The organism is Sorangium sp. So ce394 (assembly GCF_051474665.1).
GTDB classification, from domain to species: domain Bacteria; phylum Myxococcota_A; class Polyangia; order Polyangiales; family Polyangiaceae; genus Sorangium; species Sorangium cellulosum_D.
The window spans coordinates 1552021-1578939 of the sequence record NZ_CP150339.1; the positions used below are offsets into that span (position 1 = coordinate 1552021).

Consider the following 26919-nt stretch of genomic DNA (forward strand, 5'->3'; position numbering starts at 1 on the left):
GGATCCCGGGCCGTAGGCTCCGGCCAGAAGAGTGCTGCCCGCGTGCGCGCCAACGCACCGGGCAGCGTGGCCGAACCCCGAATCCCCGGAGTCCGACATGCTGACCGTAGTCCGTTCGCCTTCGGGCGAGCAAGGCGGAGGTGCGCCCGCGCGCCGCCGCCGTGCCGCACCTTGTCTTTCCTTGACCCCCACGCAGCGCAAGCGGCTGCGTGCAGCTCTGCGCAACCTCCGCGCCGCGTACGGCACGTGGGGCTGCTTGGCCGTCGTCATGGGCGTCTCGCGCGACAGCCTGCGCCGCATCGCCCGCGGGCGCGACAACGGCTCCCCTGCGACCGCGCAACGTGCCGCGAAGGCGGCCGGCGTCACCGTCGAGCAGCTGCTCGGCGGGCTCGTTGCGGCTGACCGCTGCCCCTCATGCGGGAGGAGCGCATGAAGCGCCCGCGGAAGGGGGCTCGCCGCCCGCCTGCCGCGCGACATCCCCGGAAGAGGCCGACGATGCAGGCGATCCTCGCCGAGCGCGGCGTCATCGTCGCCGTGCTCATCTCCAGCGGCGTGCCGCAGCGCGACCGCGACGACGTTGCGCAGGACATCCTGCTCGGCGCCTGGCGCTCGGTGAAGCGCGGCATGTACCAGCCGGATCCCCGCGTCGAGCCACGCAAGGCGCTCCGCGCGTGGCTGTACGGCATCGCGTGGCGCAAGGCCGGGCACTACCTGAACAGCGCGTGGGTGCGGCGGGCAGTGCTTCACGCGCAGCCATTCGGCAGGCTCCGCGAGCCCGTCGGCACAGACCTCCACGCCCAGATCGAGGCGCGCGAGGTCCTGGAGGCGCTCGCCGAGCTGCCCGACTGGCAGCGGGAGGCGCTGCTCTCCGTGGACGACCCGGAGAGCCTCGTTGCGTACGCCCGACGGCGCGGGATGAGCCCGGGCACCGCGGCGTCCAGGCTCAGGATCGCTCGGGAAGCGCTGACCCTACGGCTTCGGAGGTGGCGCCGATGAAGCCGCGCAGCCCGACGCGGCGCTACCAGATCACCGTCGCCGCGCGCCCCGTGACCGGCAAGATCTCGCCCGCGGACATCGAGCGCTTCCTCGTGGCTCGGGGGTACCACCCCGAGCACAAGAAGCGCCGCGGATGGCCAGCCAGCGTGCCGACCAACTACCGACGGCGGATCTACGAGTACATCCCGTCCCCCAGGGACACGTTCTTCACGCTGGCGCGGGTCATCGAAGCCATCGCCCTCCACGAGGGCTGCTTCCCGGGCGACGTCCTGCGCGAGATCTCCGTCATGGCCCAGATGGCCGAGGATGGCGGGTAGGGCGCCAGCGGCCGCATATGACACAAACGGCGCGCTCGACGGTTTAGTTGGACCGCACACATTCGCGTGGGCAGATCTGGACGATGAGCAGCGCGCCACCTGCGATGTACACGGCGCCGCTCACAGTCGCGCTAGGCGCGCTATAGTATTGGCCAACTGTGTGAACACGGCAGCAAACTCGTTCCTGCTAGCTCTCATTGTTTCCAGCACCATGCCCGTCTGGCCGATTTGCTGATCCGTCAGAGCAAACGCCGGAGTGTTGTGCTCGTGCGACATCGCTATGAGACTGTTAAAGTCGGCAACGTTGGCCAAGTTATAAGGCGTGTCCGCAGCCCCGGACTGAACAAACTCGTCCTCGCTCACAACCATATGCTGCTGCGCCAGGCTCGGAACCAGGACATTCCGAACCTCGGCCTTAATGCGGTTTATCCATCCTTGGAACGACGCAGCCGGCACGCCTGACCGAGGTCTGTACCTCTGAGACACGATCCCCATGAACTTGGGGCCATTATCAGGGAGAGGATACGCCAGACCTGGCGATGTGCCGCGCAGGTGCGACACCGACGAGTTCCATCGTGGAAGCACTTTTGCCAATGAACTTATTGCGAGATAGCAAAAGTAGTCCGGGCTTGTTGGCACGAAGAAATAATCACTAGAGGACCGATCAGGTTGATTTTGTGATAATCCAGGGCGCTTCGATGGAAGGCTCGACCGTCTCGCCCGGACCATGATCTCGTCCGCGTCCGGAGGTTCACGGATGGAACGATGGTCGCCGCCGGTGGAGCTGTCGCGGCAGGAGCAGGCGCTGATGAAACGGCTGACACGCGTGAGAGCACTGTTCGGCTTTCTCAGGCTGCACCGGCACGAGCTGTTCGATGAGACCTTCCAGGAGCAGCTGGAGGGCATGTACCGGACGACGGGGGCAGGTGAGCCGCCGCATCCGCCGGCGCTGATGTGCATGGTTACGCTGCTCCAAGGCTACGTCGGCGCATCGGATGCCGAGGCGGTGGAGCTGGCCGTAGTTGACCTGCGCTGGCAGATGGTGCTCGGCTGCCTGGGTGCGGCCACGCCGCCGTTCTCGCAGGGCGCGCTACAGGCGTTCCGAGAGCGGATGGTCGCGCACGAGATGGACCGGGTGCTGCTGGAGCGGACCGTGGCGCTCGTTCGGTCCGGCGCGATGACGGAGGGCGAGAGGCGCGCGGTATCCAAAGCGCTGCGGGTAGCCATCGATAGCCGCCCTTTAGCGGGGGCCGGGCGGGTTGAAGACACGATCAACCTGCTCGGCCATGCTGCACGCAGCATCGTCCGCGTCGTGTCAAAGATCACGGAGCGTCCGCGTGAGGAGATCTGCCGCAAGGCGGGCATCCCGCTGCTTCTGGCTCCCAGCATCAAGGCCGGGCTCGATCTCGACTGGAGCGACCCGAAACAGAAGGCAGCGGCGATTCAGATCCTGGAGCGGCAGGTCTCGTCACTGCAGCAATGGGTCGACCGCCATCTGGACGACGTCGTCGAGCAGCCGCTGCGCATGTATCTGGATGCGCTCACACAGGTGGGAGACCAGGACCTGGAAACCGCCGAGGACGGGACCGTTCGCATCCGGCAAGGGGTTGCGCCCGACCGCCGTGTCTCGATTGAGGACGCCGAGATGCGCCACGGCCGCAAGAGTCGCTCGAAGCGGTTCGACGGCTACAAGGAACACATCGCACGCGATCTTGACCTTCCCGTCATTGTCGCCTGCGCGGTCACGCCTGCAAATCGGCCCGAAGAAGAGGGTGCCGCACCGATCGCCGAGGACGTCCAGCGTCAGCGGCTGCGCCTCGTCGAGCTCCACATTGATCGCGCCTACGTAAACAGTCCCGTCGTCGACGACGTGATCCGCGCGGGTGGCCAGGTGTTCTCGAAGCCTTGGGGCCAGCGGGCTCGAAGCCCCGATTTGTTCAGCAAGCGCGATTTCAAGATCGACCTGCGCGCCAAGACAATCACGTGTCCAGCGGGACAGGTCGAGGTGTTCGAGCCGGGCGACACGGTCGAGTTCGATCCCGAGGAGTGCGGCGCGTGCCCCCTTCGAGCCAAGTGCACGCAAGCTGCCTCGGGGCGAGGGCGGACCGTGTCCATCGCCGAGGACGAAGCTCTGCAGGGCAAGTTCCGGAAGTTGCAGCAGACCGGGCCAGGACGCGCCGTGCTCCGGCAGCGGACAGCTGTGGAGCATGCGCTTGCCCACATCGCGGCACGCAAAGGACACAGCGCGCGCTACATCGGCGCCAGGAGAAACCTGTTCGACCTCCGGCGCGCCGCAGCGATCCAGAATCTCGAGGCGGCTCAGCGGCTGATCCAGGAGGCTGCGTAACATATTGGAATTAGATGATTTTCAACATGTTCGGCGTTCTAGGCTGGGCTCCGTGCGCTTCGTAACGTGGATGTCGGCGAGCTGGGCGGTACGGTCGGCGGTCGACATGGTGGTCTCTCCCTCGTGGATTCGGTCTCTCGGGCCCGCCTCGTCGGCGGCCCCTTCTCGGTCCATGGGACGCCGTGGGGGCTCCGGTTCTTACTTCCGCGGGGAGACTCTTTTCGAGGCGGCGGGATGAGTGAGCGGACGAACGAGGAGTGGCTGCGGCTCCTCCGCGAGCCCGAGGCGCAGGCGAGCGCCGCCGTCTCCGAGCTGCGGGACGTCGTGCGGGGAGGTCTGCGGAGGGCGCTCGCCGGACGCGCCGGGGTGGGGGACGCCGTGATCGACGACCTGACCCAGGACGCCACGCTGAAGGTGCTCGGCGCGCTCGATTCCTTCCGGGGCGCCAGCCGCTTCACCACCTGGGCGATCACCATCGCCATCCGCGTGGCGCTCACCGAGCTGCGGCGGGCCCGGTGGAAGGATGTGTCGCTGGATCAGATGACCGAGAGCGCGGGCGGGCCGATCCCGATCGCGGCCCCTGACGCGAGCGCCCACGTGGCCAGGGAGCGAGTGATCGCCGCGCTGTACCGGGTGCTCGATACCGAGCTGACCGATCGGCAGCGCCGGGCGCTGATCGCCGAGCTCAGGGGCATGCCCCAGGCCGCGATCGCCGAGCAGCTCGGGACGACCCGGAATGCCCTGTACAAACTGACCCACGACGCTCGCCTCAAGCTGCGAGAAGGCCTCGCTGCGGCCGGATTCGGCGAGGACGACGTAAGAGAAGCGTTCGATACCCCGTCCCAGGGAGGGATGCCCTCGAGAGGAGCGCCATGAAGCGCCTGTCCCAGGAAGAGATCCGCGATCTGGCCAAGGCCGTCCTCGCGACGAAGCCCGACGAGCTGACGTGCGACGAATGGCTGGACTATGCGGCGCAGTACGCCGAGCTCGTCGCGGAGGGCGCCCCGGTGCCGGAGGCGCTGCGCGAGGCCGCGCGGCACCTCGACCTGTGCCCCGAGTGCGCCGAGGAGCTGCGCGCCTGCCTCCTCGCGCTGGCGGCGCGCTGAGGGCGAGCGCCACCGACGCGCTGGGGGTGGCGCTCGTCTACTCGTGGAAACCTACCGAGACCCTGCCGAAGGCTGACCCTCAGCGTCGAGCGAGCCGTCCGTCTTCGAGCAGCACCCAGGGAGCCGAAGCGGAGTACGCCTCGGCCCCGGCGATGGGCAGGCTTGGCGCATCCGTGAGTCGCTCATTGGATCTCCTTCATTCGCGGCTCGAGGGGCGGATCGAGCGCATCGCCATGGACCCCACGCAACACGATCGCGGCGTGCTGGGCTCCGTTCTCGACCGCATCGAGAGGATCTACCCCGTATGTAGTAGACGGGCGCCCATCGATGTCAACAACGACAGCCCAAGGCCACTTTTTCTCCGGAGGGTTTCGCGTCGGCTCGTGGATGCGCACTAGGATTTCGCGCGGGTCGCCGTCTTCTGGGGTTAGCTTGAACGTCAGCTCGATCATTACTTACACCTCCTGTCGCAGTCTTTGAGGCACCGGCTGTATTCGTCGCTGCACTCCTTTAGACAGTTTTTGTCGCCCCTCGGGCAGTTATCACGGCAGAGTCCTAATATCTGATCGCACTTTTCCTTGCATGCCTCTTTGCAGTCGGACGAGCTCGAGCTCGTGCCCCATCCACAAGAGCCACACGACTGCGCTCCGGAGCCGTTTCCGACCCCACTGACCCTCTCGCACTCCTCCTCGGCTTCATCGAGCGACGCATGCTGGCCCTGGTACAGGGTCGTGCAGCTGGACGTGCTTCCTCTGCAAGCGGCCGAGCCCGCTTTCCATGTAACCGTACACGTTGCCGGCTGCGAGCTACATAGATCGTAGGAGTAGTCGTCATCGTCGGTGCTTTGCGGCTTCCTCGGTACATCGCCGAAGCCTCCGGCGCCTGTCGGATTGATGATGCCGCCCCCGGCGCCGCTCGGGTCATCACCGGGGAGCCAACACTCCCCGACGTCGTAGTTGCAAGCGATAAGACCGAGAGGCAGGACGACAAAAGCTCTGTTCATCTCGACTCTCCCCCGAATCTCCAGACAGGTCCAGCGGTGACCATCGCCACCCAGTCACCATGAAGTACGCGACTATCTCCGCCGGCCCAATCCAGGTTGGCGCTCACGGACACGCCCAAGGGCTCGGAGAAGTACCAGTCGGTCTGGGTGTGACCGCCCGGAGCAATCCCCACCACTCGGTTGCAGCTCATCGGGCCGCACACCGGCATCGAGTAGATCGACAGGGCCGGCCCAAGGCCGACTTTGCCTGTTTTCCAGACGTGCACCAGGGAGATGGCCGTTCGATCGTAGATCCCGATGCGGGCGCCAGGAACGACGCTGAACATGTTGTGGAGCTCGAGCTGAAGCTCGCTCTCTCGGCGCCAGAGCAACCCGCCGAAGGGGCTCACCGCGAGCCTCGGGCCGGTCCCAATCTGGAGCCCGCCCACGCTCACTCCGCCGCTGAACTCGAACGCCCTCGCCGGCGCCGGAGGGACGACCAGCGCACAGGCACAGCCGCACAACACGAGCGCGCCCGCCGTCCCCTTCGGCCCGTACCCCATGCATCCACCCCCACGGGCACCGTCCTCCTACGGGAAGCCGGCGTCAACGGGGAACCCAGGCTGCGATTATGTCCACATTGTCGTCGTCTCTGCGGCGCGAGCCGTGTGCTGGCCCGGAGGGGCTTCGACCGGTGCTTACGAGCGTCGACCTGAGTTCGTTCGCCGTCCTGGTTTGCGCCGCAACCTCCTGAGCCCCCGGAGTCGCCGCAGGGGCACCGTAGGCGCGCCGCTCCCCCCCGCCTGACGTGCGAGACGCGCCGTCCCCGAGGCCCCCGAGATCGAGCGGAGGTGGCCGCAGTGCGGCGCGGTCGCTCTGCCGGAGTCTCGCCTCCCGTAGCCGTCGCGCTTCTGATAAATGGTGCGGTGCAGCGGCCGGGTCCGCACATCCGGGGATAGCGACAAACATGAGCCGTCTGAGCAGAAATGACGATGACATCGATGAGCCGATCAAGGTGGTCGACTACGACCCTCGATGGCCGATCTGGTACACTCTAGATGCGGATGAGTTGTCGAACGCTCTCGGCGACCGGGTCCGAGAGGTGCAGCACTTTGGCAGCACCTCGATCCCCGGAATGGCGGCCAAGCCGATCATCGACATTCTCGTCGCGCCTCTCGAGTGGCCGCTGGCCGCGCATGACAGGAGAGCACTCGAGGCGCTCGGGTACCAGTACCTCGGCGAAGCTGGCGTAGCCGGACGCGAGTATTTCCGGCGAAGAGGCGCGCACGACACCAACCTTGCGGTCGTCGAGTGGGGGGCCAGCCTCTGGCACGACAACCTTCTCCTTCGGGACTTCCTGCGGGCCCATGGGGACGCGGCTGCCGAGTATGCGCGCTCGAAAAAGGAAGCGTGGCAGAGTGGGGCGAGGACCCTTCTGACGTACTCGGAGCGCAAAGGTCACACCGTCGTCGCTTTATTGATCGCTGCGAAGAGATGGCGAACCGAACACCCCCGCGAGAGTGGCGACCCGGTGTGATCGAGATCTCCGGAAACCAGCGTAGCGGCGCAGTCGTTGTCGCGTCGCACAGATCTGCTATTGTTCGGCAAATCGGCGCTGCTGAAACGACTGGAGCCAGGAATCATAGGGGAGTGGAGAGGCGGGATGGTCCTCGTTTGCTTTTTGGTCTGGCACTGAACCTCAATCAAGCTGAATCGAGCGCATGCTGGTCCGGTGGGGCGCGAATGGTGGATCCGATATCTATTGATGTGGTGAGAGCGCAATGGGACTCGGGAGACGCCATGCGAGTCGGCTGGACGATCTACGAGTCCCTGTCCGACCAAGGTCGCGTCCGGCTGGCAGCCGAGCTTCTGGCGACGAGCTGCCAGTTGTTGCCGGCGGTCCCGCCCGCCATCGGTCGCGTCCTCGCAATCGCCCAAGACGGCTCCCGATGGCGCGAAGCGCACGCGGCCTTCAGCGGCGTTCGGGCGCTGACCCTCAAGCACGCTCCCCGCGACCGGTCCGACAGGATCTATGAAGCCGTCCTCCACGTCGCGGAGAACGCTGCGAAGGTCATCTACAATGCATCGCATGAGCCGGCGCCATTCGACGACGATGCCGGCTACTGGCTGGTGGGGTGCGCACACACGCTCGCCACGGTCTCTGGTGAACCCGAGCTCAAGGGCAAGCTCTGGGTGGTCCTCGTGGCCGCCCTCCAGTCGACCGGGCGGCCTCCGTGACGTTCCCGCGCGGCAGAACGAAATGCTGTCAGAGGACACCTGCGTGGCCCCACGGCCAAGTGACCCGAGGCCGCTCATCGTGAAGCGCAGCCGGCGTAGGCCTGAGAAAGGCACGACCTACCGTTCCGCGTGACATGCGCGTCAGCGCCCCACGATCCAGTAATGGAAGGCGTGAAATCCGGCCCCGCGCCGCAGGGTGATCGCAATCGGCGTCGCCCCGGCGAGGCGCGCGGCGGGGAGGGCCACCGCCCGCTCCACCCACGTCCCGGCCGGCACCTCCACGGTCCCGGCCTCCTCGCCGGCCACGGAGATCGCGAGCTCGGCGCCGTCGTCCGAGGCCACCCGCATCACGAGGCGCGCCTCGGCCGGCGGCGCGGCGACGTGAACGACGAACCGGTCGGCCGCCCTGTAGTACCGGCCCCCGTCGGCGATCTCCGCGCGGGCCCTGTCGACCTCTCCGGGCGCGTCGCTCTCCGGCGCCGCGAGCGCGACCGCCACGTTGCGCTGGTCGGCGAGCGGCTCCAGCGCATACCCATGCGCCGCCTCCGACTCGAGATCCGACACGTCGACCTCATCGAGGATCCGCTCGCCAGGCGCCGACCGCACCGGCAGCGCCCCCGAGCCGAGCAGGTCCCACCGCGCCTCGTACGCGATCATCGTCGTGCCGCCGAGGATCGCCTGATCCTCCACCGTGGCGTCGACGAGCTCGCGGCCGAGCACCGGCGCGCAGGCCATCCAGTGCGGGTAGACGATGAAGTGCGTCGGCCGGCGCTCCGGCGGCAGCTTCTCGTAGTGCTCGAACCTGGAGCCCGCGCCGGCCACCCAGTAGCGCGCCTCGCCCTCGGTCGTCAGGCCGACGACGTCGAAGGTCCTCCGGCCGCTGAAGTAGGCGAGCGCGCCGGTGTCGTTGACGCCGATCCGCGCGTCCTCGGGCAGGTGCTGCGCGGCCCAGCGGCCGAGCCAGACCTGCTGCCGGTCGATGGCGCGCGCGGAGTTGGCGAGGTCGTGGATGGCCCACGGGAGCCGCGCGGCCAGGGCGCCGGCGAACGCGCCGGCGATGAGCGGCGTCACGTAGTGGAGCGAGCGCCGGACCCGCTGGGCGGCGTCGCCGAGCTCGCGCGCGAGGCACGCGGCCATGACGAGCCACGCCGGGGCGAACGGCCAGACGTAACGCACGCGGTTCCAGAGGAAGCTCAGGTACGTGCACGGCAGCAGCGCGCCGAGCGCGAGCGCGGCCACGATCGCGGCATGCGCGGGCCGGCCGCGCCGGTGCGCGGCCACGGCGAGCGCGACGGCGCCGAGCGCGATGACGACGGCGGAGCCCTCGGGGAGGAAGACGGCGGTCCACTGGCCGCCGTCGAGGACGTCGGTCACGAGCAGCCGGATGTTCTGGAGAAGGGCGTCCCGGAGCGCCGGTCCGTCGTAGTTGGGGTTGCCGAGCAGCCACTTGACCGTGGTCGTCGACGAGGTCGGGTGGCCCGCGAGCAGCTGGTTCAAGGCCGGGACGACCAGCGGGCCGAGGAGCGGCGCGAGGACGAGGAGGCGCCGGTCGAGGAGGCGGGGGATGGCGCTGCCGCGGCGAGGCGGCGCGGAGGGCGTCGGGGGCGGCGACGCCGGGAGGGGCGATGGCGGCGCCGGGCGAGCCGCCCAGACGGCGAGCGCGAGGGCGGCGATGAGGGAGGTGAGCGCGCCTTCGGGGCGCAGCAGGGGCGCCGTGAAGCCGGCGAGCGCGAGGGCGCGGGCGACGGCGGCGGGGGGCCGCTCGGCGGAAGCGGAGGGCAGCAGGGCAGAGGCGGTCGGCGTCGCATCGGAGCCGGCCAGCGGCGCATCGGAGCCGCTCGGCGGCGCAGCGAAGCCGGCCAGCGTCGCACCGGACCCGGCCGGCATCGCAGGCTCCCCGACATCCTCGGCCGCCTCCGCCTCCGCCTTCGCCGGTTCGAGGAGCCCGGCGGCCAGCCGGGCGGTCCGGGTGAGGATCCACGCGAACGCGACCGTCTCCATCCCGCTCCACGCGAACCACGCGAACGCCGCGAACCCGGCGCACATCGCGCCCGCGCCGGCGGCCGCGGCGGGGCCGGCCAGGGGGCGCGCGAGGCGCGCGGTCTCGACCGCGAGGGCGGCGTGGAACACGAGCCCGAGCGCCCAGATCGCGTAGACCAGCGAGAGATCGCGCAGGCCGAGCGCGTAGAAGGGGGCGAGCAGCACCGGCCAGAGCAGGCTCGTGGCGCCCGTCGAGTACCCCTCGCCGGCGACGAAGCTGAAGAAGCCGCCCTCCGCGAGCCGCCGGGCGTACTGCATGTGGATGAACGCGTCGTCGAGCGGCAGCGCCGGGCGCCCCGCCTGATCGAGGACCGCCCGGATGCACAGCGCCCCGAGCGCGCCGCTCGCGGCGAGCGCGGGCGCGTAGGGGAGGGCGCGCGCGGCGAGGGCGCGCAGCGGGGAGGGCGCTTGGGGAGCCGCCATGGGGCCCGACGAATACCACCGCGCCCCCGCCCCGGGGCCGCGATTTCCCGCGCGCGCGTGGCCGGCATTTGGTAGAGCGCCGGGGCTCCATGGTCTTCCAGCCGCGCCCGAACCACCCCTACGCCGACGCGCCCCGCTTCCCCGACGGGGACGACGTTTCCATCGACGACCTGCTCCCGGGCACGGGCCCCGTCGAGATCGAGATCGGCCCCGGCCGCGGCGGCTTCCTGTTCGAGCGCGCGGCGGCGAGCCCCGCGTCGCGGCTGCTCGGGCTGGAGATCCGCCTCAAGTGGTCGGCCATCGTCGACGAGCGCCTGCGCAAAGGCGGCCTGGGCGGCCGCGTGCGGGCGCTGAACGCCGACGCGCGCGAGGCGCTCGGACGGCTGCGGCCGGACGCGTCGATCGCGCGGTTCTTCCTGCACTTCCCGGATCCGTGGTGGAAGAAGCGCCACGAGAAGCGCCTGGTGATGGGCCCGGCGCTGCTCGACAGCCTCGCGCGCCTGCTCGTGGACGGCGGCGAGCTGTTCGTGCAGACCGACGTGGAGGAGCGCGCCGCGCTGTACGCCGAGCAGATCGGCGCGCACCCGGCGTTCGAGCCGGCGGGCGACGCGCCCGGCTCGCCGCACCTCGGCGAGAACCCCTACGGCGCCAGGAGCCCCCGCGAGCACCACGCCATCGCCGACGGGCTGCCGGTGAGCCGGCTGCTCTACCGCAGGCGGCCGCGCGAGGCCGGGGCGGGGGCCGGGGCGGGGGCCGGGGACGGGGCGGGGGCCGGAGACGGAGCGCCGGCGGGCGGCGGATAAGCCCTCTCCGGCAGCCGTCGTCGCGGGCGATCCTCGCGCCGGGTCGGGTGAACAGGGCACGTCATCCTTCCCCCGTCACGGGGCCGGGATCGGCGTGCCGTCGTCGAACGCGTTGTCCTCCCAGGTCGTGGGCGGGTCGCCGTTGTTCAGGACCGGGGTGCCCATCACGTCGCGATCGAAGCGGTTGCCGCGCACGTCGATGGTGCCGCCGCAGTCGAGGCGGAGCGTGTACCAGCTCCCGCCGCCGAGCAGCCGGTTGTGGCTCACCACCACGTCCGAGATGGGCCCGTCGTCGGGGCCGAAGAAGAGCGCGGCGTTCACGCCGCCGTCGTCGACCGGCGGCGCCGAGGGATCGATCCAGTTGTGGCATATCACGATGTCCTGTCCGGCCATGACCTGGATGCCGTCGATATGCGATCCCGCGCCGCCGAGCAGCCCGTCGATGAGGTTGTGCTCGAGCACGACATGGCTGGCGCCGAAGATGAAGCCGTCGTCTCGGCCCTTGCCATCGCCGGCGTGCAGGTGGTTGCGCCGCGCGACGCTGTGATCGGTGAGCAGCAGGCCGCCGGTGACGTCGCAGTCCTCGATGGTCAGATGCGCGTCCTCGATCGTCGTGTAGACCGCATAATGCTCGTCGCCCACCAGGCGCGATCTCCGGATGGTCACGTTCGGGTGGTCCACATAGAGCCGGCCCAAGAGCTCGACCGCATCGAACACCTGGCCCTCGCGCTCGGTGTGCGTCGTGTCGGCGATCGGCGTGAGCGGCGGCGTGCCCGGCGGGACGCCGGTCGTCTCCGCCGTCGGCCACTCGCTCGGGGCCGGGGTGAGGCAGCCAGGGAGGAGCGCACCGCCGCCGGACGCGCCCGCGCTCGCCGTCGCGCCACCCCCGGCGCCGTCCGCGCCGCCGGGCGCTCCCGTGCTCGAGGAGCACGCGATCGAGGACAGCACGACGAGGACACCGCCGAACGAGATCCGCATCGACCGAGCGTACTACAGCCCAGGGCGGGGCGCGGGTCTTTGCACTACTTCAAAGAGCCCCGCCGGCGCTCACTTTCTCGGTGAAAACGCGAGCTCCGCCGCTCGCGACTGCCCCCGCGAGGGATCTGCCTCGCCATCGTCGCTTGACCGAGCAGCGTTTGCCGGTACGCTGCCGGAGGCTCGATGTCTGGAGGCCTCCCCGGCATGGCTCGGGGGCTCCGGCATCATCCATTGTCGACTTTCTTGCTTGAAGAGGCCGAGATGACCTGGAAGCACAGGAACCCCCCGGGCGCGGCGGCTGCCGCGCTCGCCGGAGCAGCGCTGCTGGCGTCGGCGCCCGCGGCGGCCGCGCCGAACGAGGCGGCCCACCAGCGCACGGCGATCCCGGCGTACTGGGGGCCGGACACCGCCGGCGGGGCCGAGATGTTCGCGCGGCTCGCGCAGAACGTCCCGACGAGCGACATCGTCGTCGTCAACGGCAGCGCCTCGAAGCCAGAGGCGCCGTTCGACGAGGCGTGGGCCGACGCGATCGCGAAGATCCACGACGCGGGCTCCCTCGCCATCGTGTACGTCGACACCGGCTACTACGGCTTCGGCTTCCCGCCGGCGGCGCCGCACGCCACCAGGCCGGACGGCCCCGGGGGCGGGGGCAGCTCGGTGGCCGACTGGACAGCGCAGATCCAGCAGGACATCGACGACTGGTTTGCGCTTTACGGCGCGTACGGCGTCGACGGCATCTTCCTCGACCAGGTCACCGCGCAGTGCGGCACCGCGGCCGATCCCGACCTCTACGTGGACCTGTACGCGGCCGTCAGCGACTACATCAGCGACAACTACCCCGGGGCGTACGTCATCCTCAATCCCGGCATGCCGGTGGAGTCGTGTTACGAGGACATCGCTGATACGATCGTCACGTTCGAGGGCAGCTACGCCAACTACATGGACGACGACGTCTTTCCGACCGCGCCGTGGCAGCTCGAGAGCGCGAATCCCGAGAAGTTCTGGCACCTCGTCTACGACGTGCCGGACGCGGCGGCGATGGCCGCGGTCGTCGCGCGCAGCAAGCAGCAGAACGCCGGCTTCGTGTACGTCACCGACGACCAGCTCGTCCTCGACGCGAACGGGGCTGCGCTCGGCCATCCCTGGGACACCCTCCCGGCCTACTGGGACGCCGAGCTTGTCGAGGCGGCCGGCGTCGACGACACCCTCGTGCCGGATCCGCCGGACGGCCTCGGCGCGGCGGCCGTGTCGGGCACCTCGACGGCGCGCGCGACCCTGACGTGGAACAACCCCTGGGACAACGTCGCGACCGCGGGCTACGAGGTGTTCAAGGACGGTGTGTCGATCGGGACGACCTACGACAACCGCATGACGGTGACCGGCCTCTTGCCGTCCACGAGCTACGGATTTCAGGTCAAGGCCTGGGACGCGGCGGGCAACGTGAGCGACCTCAGCGACCCGCTGACCGTGACCACGCCCGCGGCGGCCGCGACGTCGATCCTGAGCCCGTCGTCGTGCCTGAGCGCCTCGGTCGCGCGCTACGAGGCCGCGTACGTGGATCCGTTCACCCATCACCGCGTGTTCATCGACAGCGACAACGACACGACCACCGGCTATCACCTCCCTCCGGGGCAGCCCGCCGGCGTCGATCACATGATCGAGAACGGCGCGCTGTACCGGTACGTCGGCCCGGGCTGGGCGTGGGTCCAGGTGAGCGGCGTCTCGCCGCTGGTCTCCACGACGGACGACGTCTACGTCTGGGAGGTGCCGGTCAGCGCGCTCGTCGGGGCGGCGACCACGCAGGTGGTGGTGTTCCAGGCCGGCTCGCCCGACGCCTACAGCGCGACGCTCACGGTCTCGCAGAGCACGGGCTGCTGAGCCCTCGACGTCGCTCCCCGTCTGCGGGAGCTCCCCGCGGCTGCTCCTGAATTACCACGGGGCGGGGACCGCCGCCTGCGCGGCGGAGGCCGCTCGCTCTCTGGTCTCGCCAGCGCCCGCACGTCAGCGATCCAGGTGCTGCCGAATCGCGCGAGGAAGCCAAGCCTGCGCTCGGAGCGGCGCACCTCGCTGCATGTACGCCGCCGACTCCTGTCGTGGACCGGTTCCGACGTGATGTCGCAAGCTGGGGTACAGCACCTCTTCGCCGCGAGCACGGATGAACCGGTCCGCCCGTATCCTGGCTCATCTCTCCTGCGGAAACACCGTTGCATATGTTACGGGGGCTACTCGATGGCTCGAGCGGAGGGCCTCGGCCTGGGTGCCCTGTGGCTCTCCCGACAGATGTCGTCGCTTCTCTGGTCGGGAGATGAGAAAAGCTGAGCCGCGCGCGCGGCCTGCCGCAACAGCGATGCGTGGGAGTCGTGGTGACTCCCCAGGACAGAACAGATCTTGAGCATTGCTCCACTTACATTGGAGGACGAGATGCATCGTGCGCGCGTACGCATGTGGATCCTGGGTTGGATGGCGGGCGTGGTCGCCTGTTCGGTGCCGGTGGTCGGGTGCGGCGGCGGCGAGAGCAGCCAAGCGACGAGCACCACGTCAGACGCCGCCACGAGCACGAGCGGCGCCGCTGGAGGGGACGCCGGGAGCGGTGGAGACGTTCAGGGGGGCACCGGGGGCCTGGGCGGCGCGGGAGGGCAAGGAGGGAGCGGCGAGGGCGGCGCTGGCGGCACCGGCGGCTCGGGGGGCCAAGGCGGGGCCGGTGAGGGCGGCGCCGGCGGCGCAGGAGGCCAAGGAGGGAGCGGTGAGGGCGCCGTCGGCGGCGCCGGGGGGCAAGGTGGCCTCGGCGGCGCGGGTGGACAGGGCGGCGAGAGCGAATCGCCGTGCGCCCCGACCGAGACGTTCTGCGATCCCGTGTGCGTCGATACGCAATCGGACAACGCGAACTGTGGGGCCTGCGGCACCACGTGCGCGGGAGGCTCGACCTGCCAGGCCGGCGCCTGCACTTGCCCGCTGACGGGGCAGACCTACTGCGATCCGCTCTGCACCAACACGAACCTCGATCAGTTCAATTGCGGGGCGTGCGGCAACGCGTGCGGCGGCGGCTCCTTCTGCACCGCCGGCGAGTGCACCTGCAATGCGGGGCTGGCGTACTGCGGCAGCCGCTGCGTGAACCTGAGCAACGATGAGGGCAACTGCGGAGCCTGCGGCACCGTCTGTCCCGATGGACAGATGTGCGTCACGGGTATTTGCCGGTAGCGGGCCGGTACACCCCGCCGGGGGCCGCGCCGCTCGGCAGCGGCGCGCGCCTCCGTGTCACGGCTGCGCCTGGCCGTAGACCGCGCGCCGCACGGCGTCCGGGAACTCGCCCGCCATGCCGGCAAGGGCCGTGTTGGTCAAGACGATCACCGTGAGCTTGGCGCTCGGGTCGACCCAGAAGTTGCTGCCGTAGGCGCCGCCCCACTGCCACGTGCCGGCGGCGGACGGCATCGTGCCCGGCTCCGGCGCCTTCAGGACCGCGAACCCGAAGCCGAACCCCCATTTCCCGCCCGGCTGCTGCACCTCGAGCTCACCGGTCTGGTTCGAGGTCATGGCCTGGACCGTCGCCGGCCGCAGGATCTTCCCCCCGCCGGTGCGCAGCGCCTCGAGGAACTTGAGGTAGTCGTCCGCCGTGCCGACCATGCCGGCGCCGCCCGACGGATACGAGCGCGGATCGAGGATCCGGGACGGCGAATACGTGATCTTGGCCGGCCCGAACGGCACGACCTGCGGATCGGCCATCCGCGCCGGGCGCGCGCCCGCGTCGCCGTACGGGACCGCGAGCCGGCCCGGGTCGGCGACCGTGAACGCGGCGTCCATCCCGAGCGGCCCGGTCACGAGCCGGCGCACCACGTCCGGGAGGGGCGCGCCGCCCGCCTTGGCCACGACGCCCCCGAGCACGTCGGTGGCCAGCGAGTAGTGCCACGCCTTGCCAGGCTCGAAGAGGAGCGGCGCCTTGGCGATCCGCGCGAGGTTCTCCTCGAGGGAGAGGCCGGGCTGATCGAGCCCGTCGGACACGCGCGCGCGGTGATAAGGCCCGTCCGGGGCCTCCATGAAGGTGTAATTGAGGCCCGCGGTGTGGGTGAGCAGGTGGCGCACCGTGATCGTCGCGGCCCGGCCGTCCGCGAGCCGCGGCGCGAACGAAGGGAGCCATTTCGTCACCGGATCGTCGAGCCCGAGCGTGCCCGCGTCCACGAGCGCGAGGGCCGCCGCCGACACGATCGGCTTGGTCATCGACGCGAGGCGAAACACCGTGTCTTCGCGCACCGGCCGCTGCGCCTCCCGATCGGCGAAGCCGGCGGCGCGCCGGTAGACGACCTGGCCGTCGCGCGCGACGACGACGACCGCGCCCACGATCCGCCCCTGGGCCGTGGCCGCCTCGACCACCTCGTCGAGCCGGCGTTGAAGCGCCTCATCGCCCCGAGGAGCGGCCGCCACGGCCGGCGGCGCCGAAGGAGCGGCCGGCGCCGAGGCAGCGGCCGGCGCCGAGGCAGCGGCCGGCGCCGAGGCCGCGGCCGGCGGCGCCGGGCTCGCGCACCCTGCCAGCGCGGCAGGCAGCAGCGAGAGCAACAGGCCCGAGGCGAGCACGACACCCGATGAACGGAAGAATTTCATAGTGAATGCTATGTAAATTGGAGGAGCCCGCCCGTCAAGGCATTCTATAGTGATCGCTATGAAGAACGCGTCCCCCCGGGCGGCGCGCGGCCGGCCGCGCGCCTTCGATCGCGGTGTCGCCCTCGAGGCTGCGCTGCGCGTGTTCTGGCGGCACGGGTACGACGCGACGTCGCTCGCCGAGCTGACGGCCGCGATGAAGATCACGCCGCCGAGCCTGTATGCGGCGTTCGGCAGCAAGAAGGAGCTGTTCCTCGAGGCGGTGGCGCTGTATGCCGAGATGTACGGGGCGAGCGTCCCGCGAGCGCTGTCCGAGGAGCCGACCGCCCGCGCCGCGGTGGCGCGCGTGCTCTTGGAGTTCGCGGTGTTCTCGAGCGCGCCGGATCATCCGCTCGGGTGCCTCATGGTCCACGGGGCCGCCAACTGCACGCCGGGGTCCGCCGAGGTCGAGGCCGCGCTGCGCGAGCGCCGGGCGGCGAGCGAGGCCGCGCTCCGCCGGCGCATCGAGCAGGGGATCGCGGACGGCGACCTCCCTGCCGACACCGACGCGGCGGCGCTCGCCAAGTATTACGGCGCGGTGATCCAGGGCATGTCGGTGCAGGCGCGCGACGGCGCCTCGAGGGAAGAGCTGGAGCGCGTCGCGCAGGCCGCCCTCCGGGCGTGGCCGCGGCGGCGGCGGGGCGCGGCGCCCGCGGCCCGCGCCGGCGCGGCATGAACCCGTCGATCGCGGCCCCTGTCAGTCGCAGCGGCAGTACAGGCACCCCGGGTGGTGCGGGCCGTAGCCACAATACCCGGCCCATCCGGTGTTGCTGCAACGACAGGGGCCATGAACGCGGATACAACCGTCCAGCGTACAATGCTGGTCCGGCGCTTCAACCGGCGAATCATCGATCACGTCTTGTGCTGGTGCGTAGTTCGGCGGAGCCTCGCTGACTGCCGGACTGTTCACCGTTGGCTCATCTCCCTGCGCCGCGCGGCTGGCGCTGCTCATCCATGCGGCGGATGACAGCATCACGATCGACATAATCCAACGAGTTTTCATGAACCCCCCTCCGTTGCATGTCGTGCGTGCGGCAGCAGGCGCCCACGGAACGCCGTGCTTCCAGCGTCGAGAACGCCTGTTGCCGGCACTCGAGTACAACATAGAGGGGAAGGTCATGGTCGCAAGTGTACACCTGAACGCCGAGGGCTTGTGCGCAAGTCGGAATAGAGGACGAGGTGACTTTTGACGTAAACACGAAAAACGACCCCGGCCCCAGGGGCGTCGAGCTCGTCGCGCGCCCGTCAGCGGCCGTAGGTCCGCGTCACCTCGGCGAGGTGCTCGCCGTGCGCCTCGGTCAGCGCTCCTTCCCCGAGCCGAAAGCTCCAGTTTGACCGGACGTGCACCCCCGGCACGTTCATCCGCGCCTTCGTCCCGAGGCCCAGCACGTCCTGCACCGGCGTGAGCGCCCACGCCGCGGTCGACGCCCACGCCAGCCGGATGAGATCCCAGTGCACGCCGTGAGGTCCCATCGCGCCCAGGTACGCATCGACGGCGCGCCGGCTCCTCTCCGGCAGCGCGCGATACCACCCCACCGTGGTATCGGTATCGTGGGTACCCGTGTACATCACGTAATCTGACGTGCACTTGTACGGCAGGTAGGGATTGTCAGGGCCATCGAACGCGTACTGAAGCACGAACATCCCCGGGATAGCGAGCTCCTTCCGCAGCGCGTGCACGGCCGGCGTGATGAGCCCGAGATCTTCCGCCGCGAGCGGCAGGCGGCCGAGCTGTCGCCGGATCGAGGAGAAGAAGTCGGAGCCCGGGCCCTGCATCCAGTGACCATCCCTGGGCGCTCGCTCGGGCGGGATCACCCAGAACGCCTCAAACCCACGGAAATGGTCGATCCGGATGTGATCGAACTGCGTGAGGCACTGCCTCAGCCGCTCGACCCAGAACGCGTAGCTATCCTGCTCCAGTCGCTCCCAATCATAAACGGGGTTCCCCCAGCTCTGCCCCGTCTGGGAGGAGAATCCGTCCGGCGGCGCCCCCGCCTGGTATGCGGGCTCGAGCGTTCCGGGATCGAGCTGAAAGCACTCGGGCCGGCTCCATACGTCCGCGCTGTCGTGCGCCACGTAGATGGGGATATCTCCGAAGATCGACACGCGACGCTCGTTCGCGTAGCGCTTCAGGCTCGCCCACTGCCGCGCGACCTCGAACTGGGCATACTTGTGTAGAGCGATCGGCTCCGCGAGCGCGCGCTGGGCCGCCCCGCCACCCTCCTCATCGCGATGATCCCGGTCTTCACCGCCGCCATCGCCGCCCTCACCGGCCGCGAGCCGCTCTCCCGCCGCGCCGGCGCCGGCACCGCGGTCGCGCTCTTCGGGGCCGCCATGCTCACCGGCTTCGCCGTCCCGCGGCTCGGCGACGCATTCGCGCTCGTCCACGCCCTCTCGACCGCCATTTACGTCATCTACGCGAAATCGGCCCTCCAGCGCCTCGGGACGGTCACGGTCATGGCCTGGGTGTTCGGCTGGGGCTCACTGATGTTCGCGCCGATCGGCGGCGTCGCCGTCGTCCGCGAGGCGCCCTCGTGGTCCTTGCCGGCGGCCCTCCTCGTCGCCTTCTGCGTCCTCGTGCCGACGGTCATGGCCTACGCGGTGAACGCCTGGGTGCTCCGCCGCGCCTCGCCGACGCTGGTGGCCATTTACGTCTTCCTCCGGCCGCCCCTGGCCGCGCTGCTCGCGTGGATCCAGCTCGGCGAGGCCGTGTCGGCGCGCACCGCGGCCGCGGGATTCGTGCTCCTCGCCGGGGTGACGATCGTGGCCACCGCGCCCAGCCCGCCCGCCGGCGCCGCGGCGCCGCCCCCCGACGGCGACGCGCTCGCCCGGTCGACCGGCCTCCCGCTCCTGGCCGCAAATGGCGGGGCCCCGCGCCGTCAGCCGGCCCGCAGCGGATCCATCAAGGCATGAGCCGCCGAGCACCCATGTCGCGCGCGACTCACGCCCTCGTCGCGAGGGCGAGACTGCGGCCGATGAGGCCCGCGATGTAAGGCGCTTGACAGCCGAAACCGGGTACGTGACGATGCGGCCGAGGTCAGCGACGAGGCTGATCGGATAACGCACTCACGCCGGGGGGGACGCGAGCGTTCCTGCGCAGGCGCTCAGGGGAGGTGAGGCATGCGGGCTGAGCAGCCGTCGCCAGGGCTCGTGCTCATCGCGGACGACGTTCTCGTGAACCTCGAGGTGCTCTCAAGCACGCTGGAGTCCGCGGGGATCGAGGTCAGCGTCGCGACCGACGGTCCCATGGTGCTCGAGCGCCTGGAGTACGAGACTCCCGACCTCATCCTGCTCGACGTCACCATGCCGGGCATGACGGGCTTCGAGGTCTGCGAGCGGCTGAAGTCGAGCCCGGCGACCGCCGATATCCCCGTCATCTTCACGACCGCCCACGCCGAGATCGCGGACAAGCTGCGTGGGTTCCGCCTCGGCGCGGTCGACTACGTGACCAAGCCGTTCGAGCGCGACGAGCTCCTCGCGCGCGTGAGGACGCAGCTGTCGCTCCGGCGCGCCCTGACCGCGCTGGCCAGGAAGAACGCCGAGCTCGAGAACGAGATCGAGGTGCGCGCCGCCGCGCAGGCGGACCTCGCCCGGCTGACGGACGATCTCGAGCGCCGGGTGGAGGAGCGGACGCAGGCGCTCGCCCGCGCGGTGGCGGAGCTCGAGCGCGCCAAGGAGTCGCTCGAGGAGACGGTGGAGCGGCGCACCCGCGAGCTGCAGCGCGCGAACGAGCGGCTGGAGCGCGAGCTCGCCGAGCGGGCGTCGCTCGAGGAGGCCCGCTCGGCGCTCCAGGCGCAGATCATCGGGGCGCAGGCGGCGAGGCTGGCCGAGCTGTCGACGCCCATCATCCCGATCAACGACCAGATCCTGGTCATGCCCCTCATCGGCGTGGTCGACGAGGAGCGCGCGCAAGGCATGGTCGACGCGGCGACGCTGGGGGTGAGCGCGCGCAGGGCGGCGGTGATGATCCTCGACATCACCGGCGTGTCGCGCGTCGACGCGCGCGTGTCCGAGGCGCTGGTGCGGGCGGCCCGAGCGGTGCGCCTGCTCGGCGCGCGCGTCGTGATCACCGGCATCCGCCCGGAGGTCGCCCGGGAGCTGGTGGCGCTCGGCGCCGAGATGACGGGGATGGTGACGCAGAGCACGCTCCAGGACGGCATCGCCTACGCGATGAGTATGACGCGCGCGCCGTCGCGCCGCGCGTCGGCGCCCGCGGCGCGCGAGTGACACGGCGGCGTCCGGCGCGCGGGTGACGCTCACCGGGGCGCGGCGCCGCTCTCGGACGGCGCCGCCGCCGGGGCGAGGCCGGCGGCGGCGCGGAGGAGCTCGCGCAGCCGGTTGACCTGAAAGCCCTTGGCCAGGCCGTGCAGCTCGTCGAGGAACGGGCGGAGGCGCGCGTCCTCGCGCTCGAGCCGCTCGATCTCCAGGAGCAGCCCGCTCAGCCGGCCTCGGTTCACCAGGTCGAGCAGCCCGGCGAGCGTCTCCGCCGGCGGCAGCGCGCGCCCCGGCGCCTCGACCGCGGCGCGGCCAGGCCCCTCGTCGCCGATCGCCCGCGCCCAGCGCTCCGGCGCGGGCGCGGCGGCGGCCGGCGCGGCGCTCGCGTCGACGAGCGGCACCTCGAACTCGAAGATGCTGCCCTGCCCGGGCTGGCTCTCGACCCGGAGCGCGCCGCCCATCTGCTCCACGATCCGCCGCGCGATCGCGAGCCCGAGGCCCGTCCCCTCGACCGGCGCGCCCTCGGTCGGCACCTGCTCGAACGGCTCGAAGATCCGCTCGAGGTGCTCGGGCGCGATGCCGGGGCCCGTGTCCTCCACGCGGAAGCGCACCGGCCGCGCGGCGCCCGCGCCCGAGCCCGGAGGGGCCTCGCCCGCCGTCACGCGCAGCACCACGCGGCCGCTCTCGGTGAACTTGATGGCGTTGCCGAGCAGGTTGAGCAAGACCTGCATGAGCCGCTTCTGGTCGGTGATCACGGTCCCGAGCGCGGCGCCCTCCTGCTCGAACAGGAACGTCAGGCCCTTGGCCTCGGCGCGCACCTGGCAGATGCCGAGCACCGCCTGCACGAACGAGGGGAAATGCACCTCGTCGGGGATCATGGTCAGCTTGCCGGCCTCGATCTTGGCGAGATCGAGCACGTCGTTGATCAGCGTGAGCAGGTGCTCGCCGGAGGACTGGATGATCTGCACGGCGCGCAGGTGCCGGGGCGACAGCCCGTCCAGGCGCCCCAGGATCTGCGCGTAGCCCAGGATGCCGTTGAGCGGCGTGCGCAGCTCGTGGCTCATACTCGCGAGGAAATCGCTCTTGGCGCGGCTCGCCGCGTCGGCCGCCTCCTTGGCCGCCTTGAGCTCGGCGGTGCGCTCCTCGACGAGCTGCTCCAGGCGGTGGTGCGAGCTCGAGAGCTCGCTGTAGAGGGCGGCGTTCTCGACGGCGGTCGCCGCCTGCGCGGCCAGGAGCGAGACCACCTGGACGCGCGCCTCGGGGAAGGCGCCCGAGACGCCGGCGTGCTCCAGCACCATCACGCCGAGCAGCCGGCCCTGGTGGAGCAGCGGCACGAGCAGCAGCGAGGCGGGGCCGCGGCGCTCGAGGTACGGGTCGTCGTCGAAGCGCCCGTCGCCGCCGTCGCGCCCGAGCACGAGCGGCTCGCGGCTGCGGGCCACGTAGCGCACGACCTTTTCGGGCAGGAGCGCCGAGCTCAGGGCCGGCTCGTCGGGGTGGAGCGTGATCCGCTCGGGATCGACGGTGAGCTCCGCGCGGACGACGAGGCGCTCGCCGCGCGAGAGCACCAGCACGGCGCGCTCGGCGCCAGCGTTCTCGGCGAGGAGCCGCATCATGCGCGCGATGAGCGACCCCGGGTCCCGGTCGCTGGCCAGGGCCTGGGCGGCCTTGAGCAGCGAGACCACGTCGATCCGGCTGCTGGCCGGGCCCGCGCCCGCCGCGGTCGTCGCGGCGGGCGCCCCGGCCGGGGGCGCCGCGGCGCCCGCCGGCTCGTCGCGGGCCGCCTCGGCCGCCGGGAAGACCTCGGGGTGCCGGCGGCGCAGGACCGCCGCGGCGCCGGCGGCCTCCCAGCGCAGGTAGGCGCCGTGCGCGTCGCGGAGGTAGGCGCGCGCCATCCGGGCGCGGCCGCGGCCGAGCAGGTGCTCGCCCGCGAGGCGCAGGCCGAGGGCCTCGCCGCTGACGAAGCCCCGCCGGTGGGCGTGCTCGATGGCCTCGTCGTAGAGGCGCTCGGCGTCCTCGTGCCGCCCCGCGGCCTGCGCCTCGCGCGCCTCGGTGAGCAGGAGGGCGTGGCGGAAGGTCGCCGGGTTGAACGCCGAGAGCCGGGCGAGCCGCGCGCGCTGGGCGGCGAAGGCGGCGCGGGCGCCGCGGTCCTCGTCGGCGGCGTCCGGGGCCGCGGCGGGCGGCAGCGCGGCGCCGAGGATCGTGACGATCTCGAGGGCCCAGAGGGCCGGCGGGTTGCACCAGCCGGCCGTCCACTCGGCGCTCGCCTCCGCGGCGAGCCGCAGCGCCTCGCGATCCTCGCCGAGGTGCGCGGCGGCGAACGCGGCGGCGCCGAGCACGATGACCCGCAGCATCGGCGAGCCGGCGGGGAGCGCGGCGATGCGGCGGATCGCCTCGGCAACGTCCGCCTCGCCCGCCTCGGCGAGCAGGTCGTGGACGGCGCGGCACGCCGGGGCGCTCTGGCCGGCGATGAGGTCCCTCCAGGGCCTCGCGGGGATCGGACAGCTCGACAGCCGCGCCCCCGCGGCCATCCGCGCGGCGGGGAGGATGACCTGGCCGACCTCGCTGTGGGTGATGGCCCCCTCGCGGGCGCCGAGCTCGGGCACGTCGCGCCAGCGCTCGTGGACGGCGGCGAGGTCCGGGTGCACGCACTGGGCGGCGATGCTGCCCGTGTGGAGGGCGCCGGCGAGGAGCAGGCCTTGCGCCGATTCCGCGGCGTACACGAGCTCGACGCACCGGGCCCCCAGGGGCAGCTCCTGGAGCACGCCGGTGAACACGACGGCGCTCATGCTCAGCCCGTAGGCCGCGCGCGGATACAGCCCGTGCAGCAGGGCGATCTCCGGCATCGCGAAGATCAGGCTCGCCGCGAGCGGCGGCTCGCTGAGCGCCGCCGCGGTGATGGAGGCGCCGATCAGCTCGCCGGCCACGCGGGCGACCGGATCGGCGCAGCGGGGCAGGGCGCGGAACGACGCCGGGCTCATCGCCGCGATCAGCGGGGCGATGCGCGCGGCCTGGGCGGCGAAGAACGCGGCCAGCGCCTCGGGCTCGCGCGGGAACGACCAGCCGAGCTCCGCGAGCGCGGCGAGCCCGACGCCGAGGCCCTCGGGGTAGCGCCCGGCGACGGTGAGCAGCGGCACCTGCGCGAGCGCCACGCGGCCGCGCGCGACGGCGTCCCTGGCGCGCTCCCGGCACGCCGCGAACAGCCGCTCGCCCACCTCGGGCTGCCCGGCGAGCCACTCGGTCTCCGCGAGCGCGAGCAGGATCTCGAAGTGGAGATCGTGGGCGCCGCCGTCGGCGGCCGGGGCGCCGCCCGCGGCGGCCAGCGCGGCGCCTTCCCCGGCCGGCGCGGCGCCTTCCCCGGCCGGCGCCACGCCTCCGCCCAGCAGCTCGCGGCCCGCCCGCAGGAACCGCGCCGCCTCGGCGTAGGCCGAGGCCGCCTTCGCCCGCAGCCCGCCGGCGAGGCAGCGGTCGGCCACCCGGCGCCGCTCGGCCGGCGCGCTCAGGCGCTCCGCGGCCCGGAGGTAGTGGTCGACGAGGGCGAACAGCTCGGCGTCCCCGCCGCCGTCGGACCAGCGCCGATCGAGCTCGCGCGCGAGCGCGAGGTGGAGGTCGAGGCGCTCGCCGTCCCCGAGCAGCTCGTACGCGGCCTGCTGCACCCGGTCGTGCGCGAACGCGTACGCCTCGCCCTCGCCCTCCCCCGCGGCCACCAGCAGCCCCTCGTGGAGCAGCGCCTCGGCCCCCCTCCGCAGCGCCGCGGCCGGGAGCCCCGCGGCGGCGCTCACCAGGGCGGCCTCGAAGCCCGCCCCCACGCACGCCCCCGCGGCCAGCGTCCGCCGGAGCTCCTCGGGCAGGCGCCCCATCTTCGCCGTCAAGAGCGCCACGACGTTGTCGGTGACCGGGGCCCGCTCGATGCGCTCCGCCTCCCACCGCCACCGGCCCGTGGCGAGGTCGCGGGAGAGCAGCCCCTGCTCGTGCAGCGCCCGCACGAACTGCTCGACGAACAACGGGCTGCCGTCGGTCTTCGCCCGCACGATCGCGCAGAGGGCCTGCGCCTCGTCGCCGGCGCCCGGCAGCATGTCGAGCACCATCCCGGCGAGCGCCTCGCCGTCGAGGGGCCCGAGCGCGTGCACCTCGGCGCGCCGCCCGCTCGCCCGGATCGCCTCGAGCAGCGCGCGCAGCGGGGGCGCCTCGCCCTCCTCGCCGTCGCGGCAGGCGCCGAGCAGGAGGAGGTGCTTCATCTCCGGGTCGGTCGCGATCGCCTCGAGCAGGGCGAGCGACGGCGCGTCGGCCCACTGGAGGTCGTCGATGAACAGCACGAGCGGGGGCTCGGCGCTCGCCGTCGCCCGGACGAAGCGCTGCACGGCGCGCTGGAAGCGGTGCTTCGCGTCGGCCGGGCTCACCTCGAGGAGCGGCGGGGGCTCGCCGAGGATGCGCGCGAGCTCCGGCGCCATGTCGACGAGGACGCGCGCGCTCTCGCCGAGCGCGGCGCGGCAGGTCGCGGCCCACCCCTCGAGCGCCTCGGCGCTGTCCGAGAGCCTGCGGCGGGCGATGGCGCGGAAGGCCTGCGCGAGCGCCGCGCAGGGGGCGCCGCGCTGGAGAGCGTCGAACTTGCCGGGCGCGAACAGGCCGCCGGCGAGGCGCGCCTCCTCGCGCAGCGCGCCGGCGAGCGCCGATTTGCCGACGCCGGACGGCCCGGAGAACAGCATGAGCTCGGTCTCGCCCCCGCGCGCGCGCGCGAGGGCCTCCCGGAGCGCGCGCTGCTCCCGTTCCCGGCCGACGAGCCGCGACGGCCTGCGGAGGCGGTCCTCCCAGTCGCGCGCGCCGAGCGCGAACGGCCGGATCGCGCCCGTCGCGCGGAGCTCCTCGAGGGCGCGCGAGAGGTCGTGCGCCGCGCCGTCGCCGGTCTGGTAGCGCTGCTCCGGGCTCTTCTCCAGGAGCCGCATCACGACGGCGCTGACCGCCTCGGGGATCCGGAGCGCCGGCGCGCGCTCGTGCGGCGGCGGCGGCCTCCGGGCGATGTGCGCGTGGATCAGCGACAGCTCGTCGGTCTGCTCGAAGGGCAGCTTGCCCGTGAGCATCTGGTAGAGCGCGCAGCCCAGCGCGTAGAGGTCCGCGCGCGCGTCGGGGGCGCGCTTCATGCGGCCGGTCTGCTCGGGCGCCGCGTAGGCGAGCGTCCCGACGACCGCGCCGTCCGCCTCGGCGGCGTCGCCGGCCGCCGCCCGCCGCGCGGCCAGGCCGAAATCGATGAGCCGGACCTGGGCGCGCTCGGCGTCGACGAGGACGTTCTGCGGCGTGACGTCGCGGTGGATGACGCCCCGGCGGTGCAGCTGCCCGAGCAGGCGCGCGAGCGACGCGCCGAGGCGCAGCGCGGCCTCGACCGGCAGGGGCCCGTGGGCCAGAGCGAGGTCGAGGGAGCAGTCCCCCCAGCGCTCCAGCACGAGGGCCACCCCGGCGCCGTAGGGCACGAGGTCGAGGGCGCGGGCGGTCCCGGGCAGGCCGAGCTCGCGGAGCAGCGCGTATTCGCCGCGGAGCCGCGCCACGACCCGGGCGTCCGGCACCTCGTGGCGCGGGATCTTCAGCACGACGTCGGCCCCGCTGGTCAGGTCGACGCCTGCGACGACCCGCGTCTCCACGCCGGTGTACAGCACCCTCCCGAGCCGGTAGTCCATCGGTATCGGTTCATCTTCGCCGAAGTCCTGCGCGGCGTGTCGCTTTCCTGCGGCGCCGCGCCGCGGCGAGCGTGGACGGCTGGCGGAGCGCTGCTGTAGGGTGGATATCCGAGGTCCAGCTCGCCTCAGCGGCGCGGGAGCGCTGGATTGAGGGTTGGGCCCAGAGGGCGTGCCTGGCC

20 protein-coding genes and 1 pseudogene are annotated in these 26919 nt (G+C 71.8%); 14 read left to right on the forward strand and 7 right to left on the reverse strand.

Annotated features, from left to right (window positions below; translation table 11 throughout):
• Positions 1-97 precede the first annotated feature (97 nt).
• From WMF33_RS05735 to WMF33_RS05760, 6 genes are all read left to right on the forward strand, one after another.
• A complete protein-coding gene (locus WMF33_RS05735; protein WP_437336191.1) occupies positions 98-433 on the forward strand; it encodes a transcriptional regulator in 336 nt (111 codons plus the stop codon).
• Positions 430-996 (forward strand): RNA polymerase sigma factor, encoded by a 567-nt coding sequence (locus tag WMF33_RS05740; RefSeq protein ID WP_437336192.1) that lies wholly within the window; start codon positions 430-432, stop codon positions 994-996. Before WMF33_RS05735 ends, WMF33_RS05740 begins: the two co-directional genes overlap by 4 nt.
• Positions 993-1313 carry a hypothetical protein gene (locus tag WMF33_RS05745; RefSeq protein ID WP_437336193.1) on the forward strand — a complete coding sequence of 107 codons (321 nt, stop codon included), beginning with the start codon at positions 993-995 and terminating at the stop codon, positions 1311-1313. The genes WMF33_RS05740 and WMF33_RS05745 overlap by 4 nt, the downstream gene beginning before the upstream one ends.
• 757 nt (positions 1314-2070) lie before the next feature.
• A complete protein-coding gene (locus WMF33_RS05750; RefSeq protein ID WP_437336194.1) occupies positions 2071-3660 on the forward strand; it encodes an IS1182 family transposase in 1590 nt (529 codons plus the stop codon).
• Between the two features lie 234 nt (positions 3661-3894).
• Positions 3895-4536: a sigma-70 family RNA polymerase sigma factor gene (locus WMF33_RS05755; RefSeq protein ID WP_437336195.1), complete on the forward strand. Its 642-nt coding sequence runs from the start codon at positions 3895-3897 to the stop codon at positions 4534-4536.
• Positions 4533-4766, forward strand: coding sequence for a hypothetical protein (locus WMF33_RS05760; protein WP_437336196.1), 234 nt, complete (start codon positions 4533-4535; stop codon positions 4764-4766). Before WMF33_RS05755 ends, WMF33_RS05760 begins: the two co-directional genes overlap by 4 nt.
• Positions 4767-4948: 182 nt before the next feature.
• On the opposite strand, the gene WMF33_RS05765 is transcribed toward WMF33_RS05760, so the two are convergent.
• Together WMF33_RS05765 and WMF33_RS05770 are read right to left on the reverse strand one after the other, a co-directional pair.
• Positions 4949-5218 carry a hypothetical protein gene (locus tag WMF33_RS05765; RefSeq protein WP_437336197.1) on the reverse strand — a complete coding sequence of 90 codons (270 nt, stop codon included), beginning with the start codon at positions 5216-5218 and terminating at the stop codon, positions 4949-4951.
• A gap of 547 nt (positions 5219-5765) precedes the next feature.
• Positions 5766-6095, reverse strand: a complete 330-nt coding sequence (locus WMF33_RS05770; RefSeq protein ID WP_437336198.1) for a hypothetical protein — start codon at positions 6093-6095, stop codon at positions 5766-5768.
• A 620-nt stretch (positions 6096-6715) separates the two neighbouring features.
• Here WMF33_RS05770 and WMF33_RS05775 point away from each other — a divergent pair.
• On the forward strand, positions 6716-7285 hold the full coding sequence (locus tag WMF33_RS05775; protein ID WP_437336199.1) for a GrpB family protein: 570 nt from the start codon (positions 6716-6718) through the stop codon (positions 7283-7285).
• Positions 7286-7548: 263 nt separating this feature from the next.
• A complete protein-coding gene (locus WMF33_RS05780; RefSeq protein WP_437336200.1) occupies positions 7549-7986 on the forward strand; it encodes a hypothetical protein in 438 nt (145 codons plus the stop codon).
• Between the two features lie 141 nt (positions 7987-8127).
• Here WMF33_RS05780 and WMF33_RS05785 read toward each other — a convergent pair whose 3' ends face one another.
• Positions 8128-10449, reverse strand: coding sequence for a hypothetical protein (locus WMF33_RS05785; RefSeq protein ID WP_437336201.1), 2322 nt, complete (start codon positions 10447-10449; stop codon positions 8128-8130).
• Between the two features lie 89 nt (positions 10450-10538).
• Between WMF33_RS05785 and trmB the strand changes: the two genes are divergently transcribed.
• Positions 10539-11252: a tRNA (guanine(46)-N(7))-methyltransferase TrmB gene (gene trmB / locus WMF33_RS05790; protein ID WP_437336202.1), complete on the forward strand. Its 714-nt coding sequence runs from the start codon at positions 10539-10541 to the stop codon at positions 11250-11252.
• 75 nt (positions 11253-11327) lie between these two features.
• On the opposite strand, the gene WMF33_RS05795 is transcribed toward trmB, so the two are convergent.
• Entirely contained in the window at positions 11328-12230 is a 903-nt protein-coding gene (locus WMF33_RS05795; protein ID WP_437336203.1) for a right-handed parallel beta-helix repeat-containing protein, read from the reverse strand.
• Between the two features lie 261 nt (positions 12231-12491).
• On the opposite strand from WMF33_RS05795, the gene WMF33_RS05800 reads away from it, so the two are divergent.
• Both WMF33_RS05800 and WMF33_RS05805 read left to right on the forward strand, forming a co-directional pair.
• Entirely contained in the window at positions 12492-14108 is a 1617-nt protein-coding gene (locus WMF33_RS05800; protein WP_437336204.1) for a spherulation-specific family 4 protein, read from the forward strand.
• Positions 14109-14651: 543 nt separating this feature from the next.
• The gene (locus tag WMF33_RS05805) at positions 14652-15428 is read left to right on the forward strand and encodes an MXAN_6577-like cysteine-rich protein (protein ID WP_437336205.1); all 777 of its coding nucleotides are present in this window, start codon (positions 14652-14654) and stop codon (positions 15426-15428) included.
• Between the two features lie 57 nt (positions 15429-15485).
• Here the strand turns inward: WMF33_RS05805 and WMF33_RS05810 are convergent, their stop codons facing one another.
• A complete protein-coding gene (locus WMF33_RS05810) occupies positions 15486-16823 on the reverse strand; it encodes a serine hydrolase domain-containing protein (protein ID WP_437336206.1) in 1338 nt (445 codons plus the stop codon).
• Between the two features lie 58 nt (positions 16824-16881).
• Between WMF33_RS05810 and WMF33_RS05815 the strand changes: the two genes are divergently transcribed.
• The gene (locus WMF33_RS05815; protein WP_437336207.1) at positions 16882-17535 is read left to right on the forward strand and encodes a TetR/AcrR family transcriptional regulator; all 654 of its coding nucleotides are present in this window, start codon (positions 16882-16884) and stop codon (positions 17533-17535) included.
• A 569-nt stretch (positions 17536-18104) separates the two neighbouring features.
• Here the strand turns inward: WMF33_RS05815 and malQ are convergent.
• Positions 18105-19061 (reverse strand): annotated as a pseudogene (gene malQ, locus WMF33_RS05820) (4-alpha-glucanotransferase); the annotation flags it as partial.
• Between the two features lie 30 nt (positions 19062-19091).
• Here malQ and WMF33_RS05825 point away from each other — a divergent pair.
• Positions 19092-19772 carry a DMT family transporter gene (locus WMF33_RS05825; RefSeq protein WP_437336208.1) on the forward strand — a complete coding sequence of 227 codons (681 nt, stop codon included), beginning with the start codon at positions 19092-19094 and terminating at the stop codon, positions 19770-19772.
• Positions 19773-19979: 207 nt separating this feature from the next.
• Positions 19980-21086 carry a response regulator gene (locus tag WMF33_RS05830; RefSeq protein WP_437336209.1) on the forward strand — a complete coding sequence of 369 codons (1107 nt, stop codon included), beginning with the start codon at positions 19980-19982 and terminating at the stop codon, positions 21084-21086.
• Positions 21087-21115: 29 nt separating this feature from the next.
• On the opposite strand, the gene WMF33_RS05835 is transcribed toward WMF33_RS05830, so the two are convergent.
• Entirely contained in the window at positions 21116-26740 is a 5625-nt protein-coding gene (locus tag WMF33_RS05835) for an AAA family ATPase (RefSeq protein ID WP_437336210.1), read from the reverse strand.
• Positions 26741-26919: the final 179 nt, after the last annotated feature.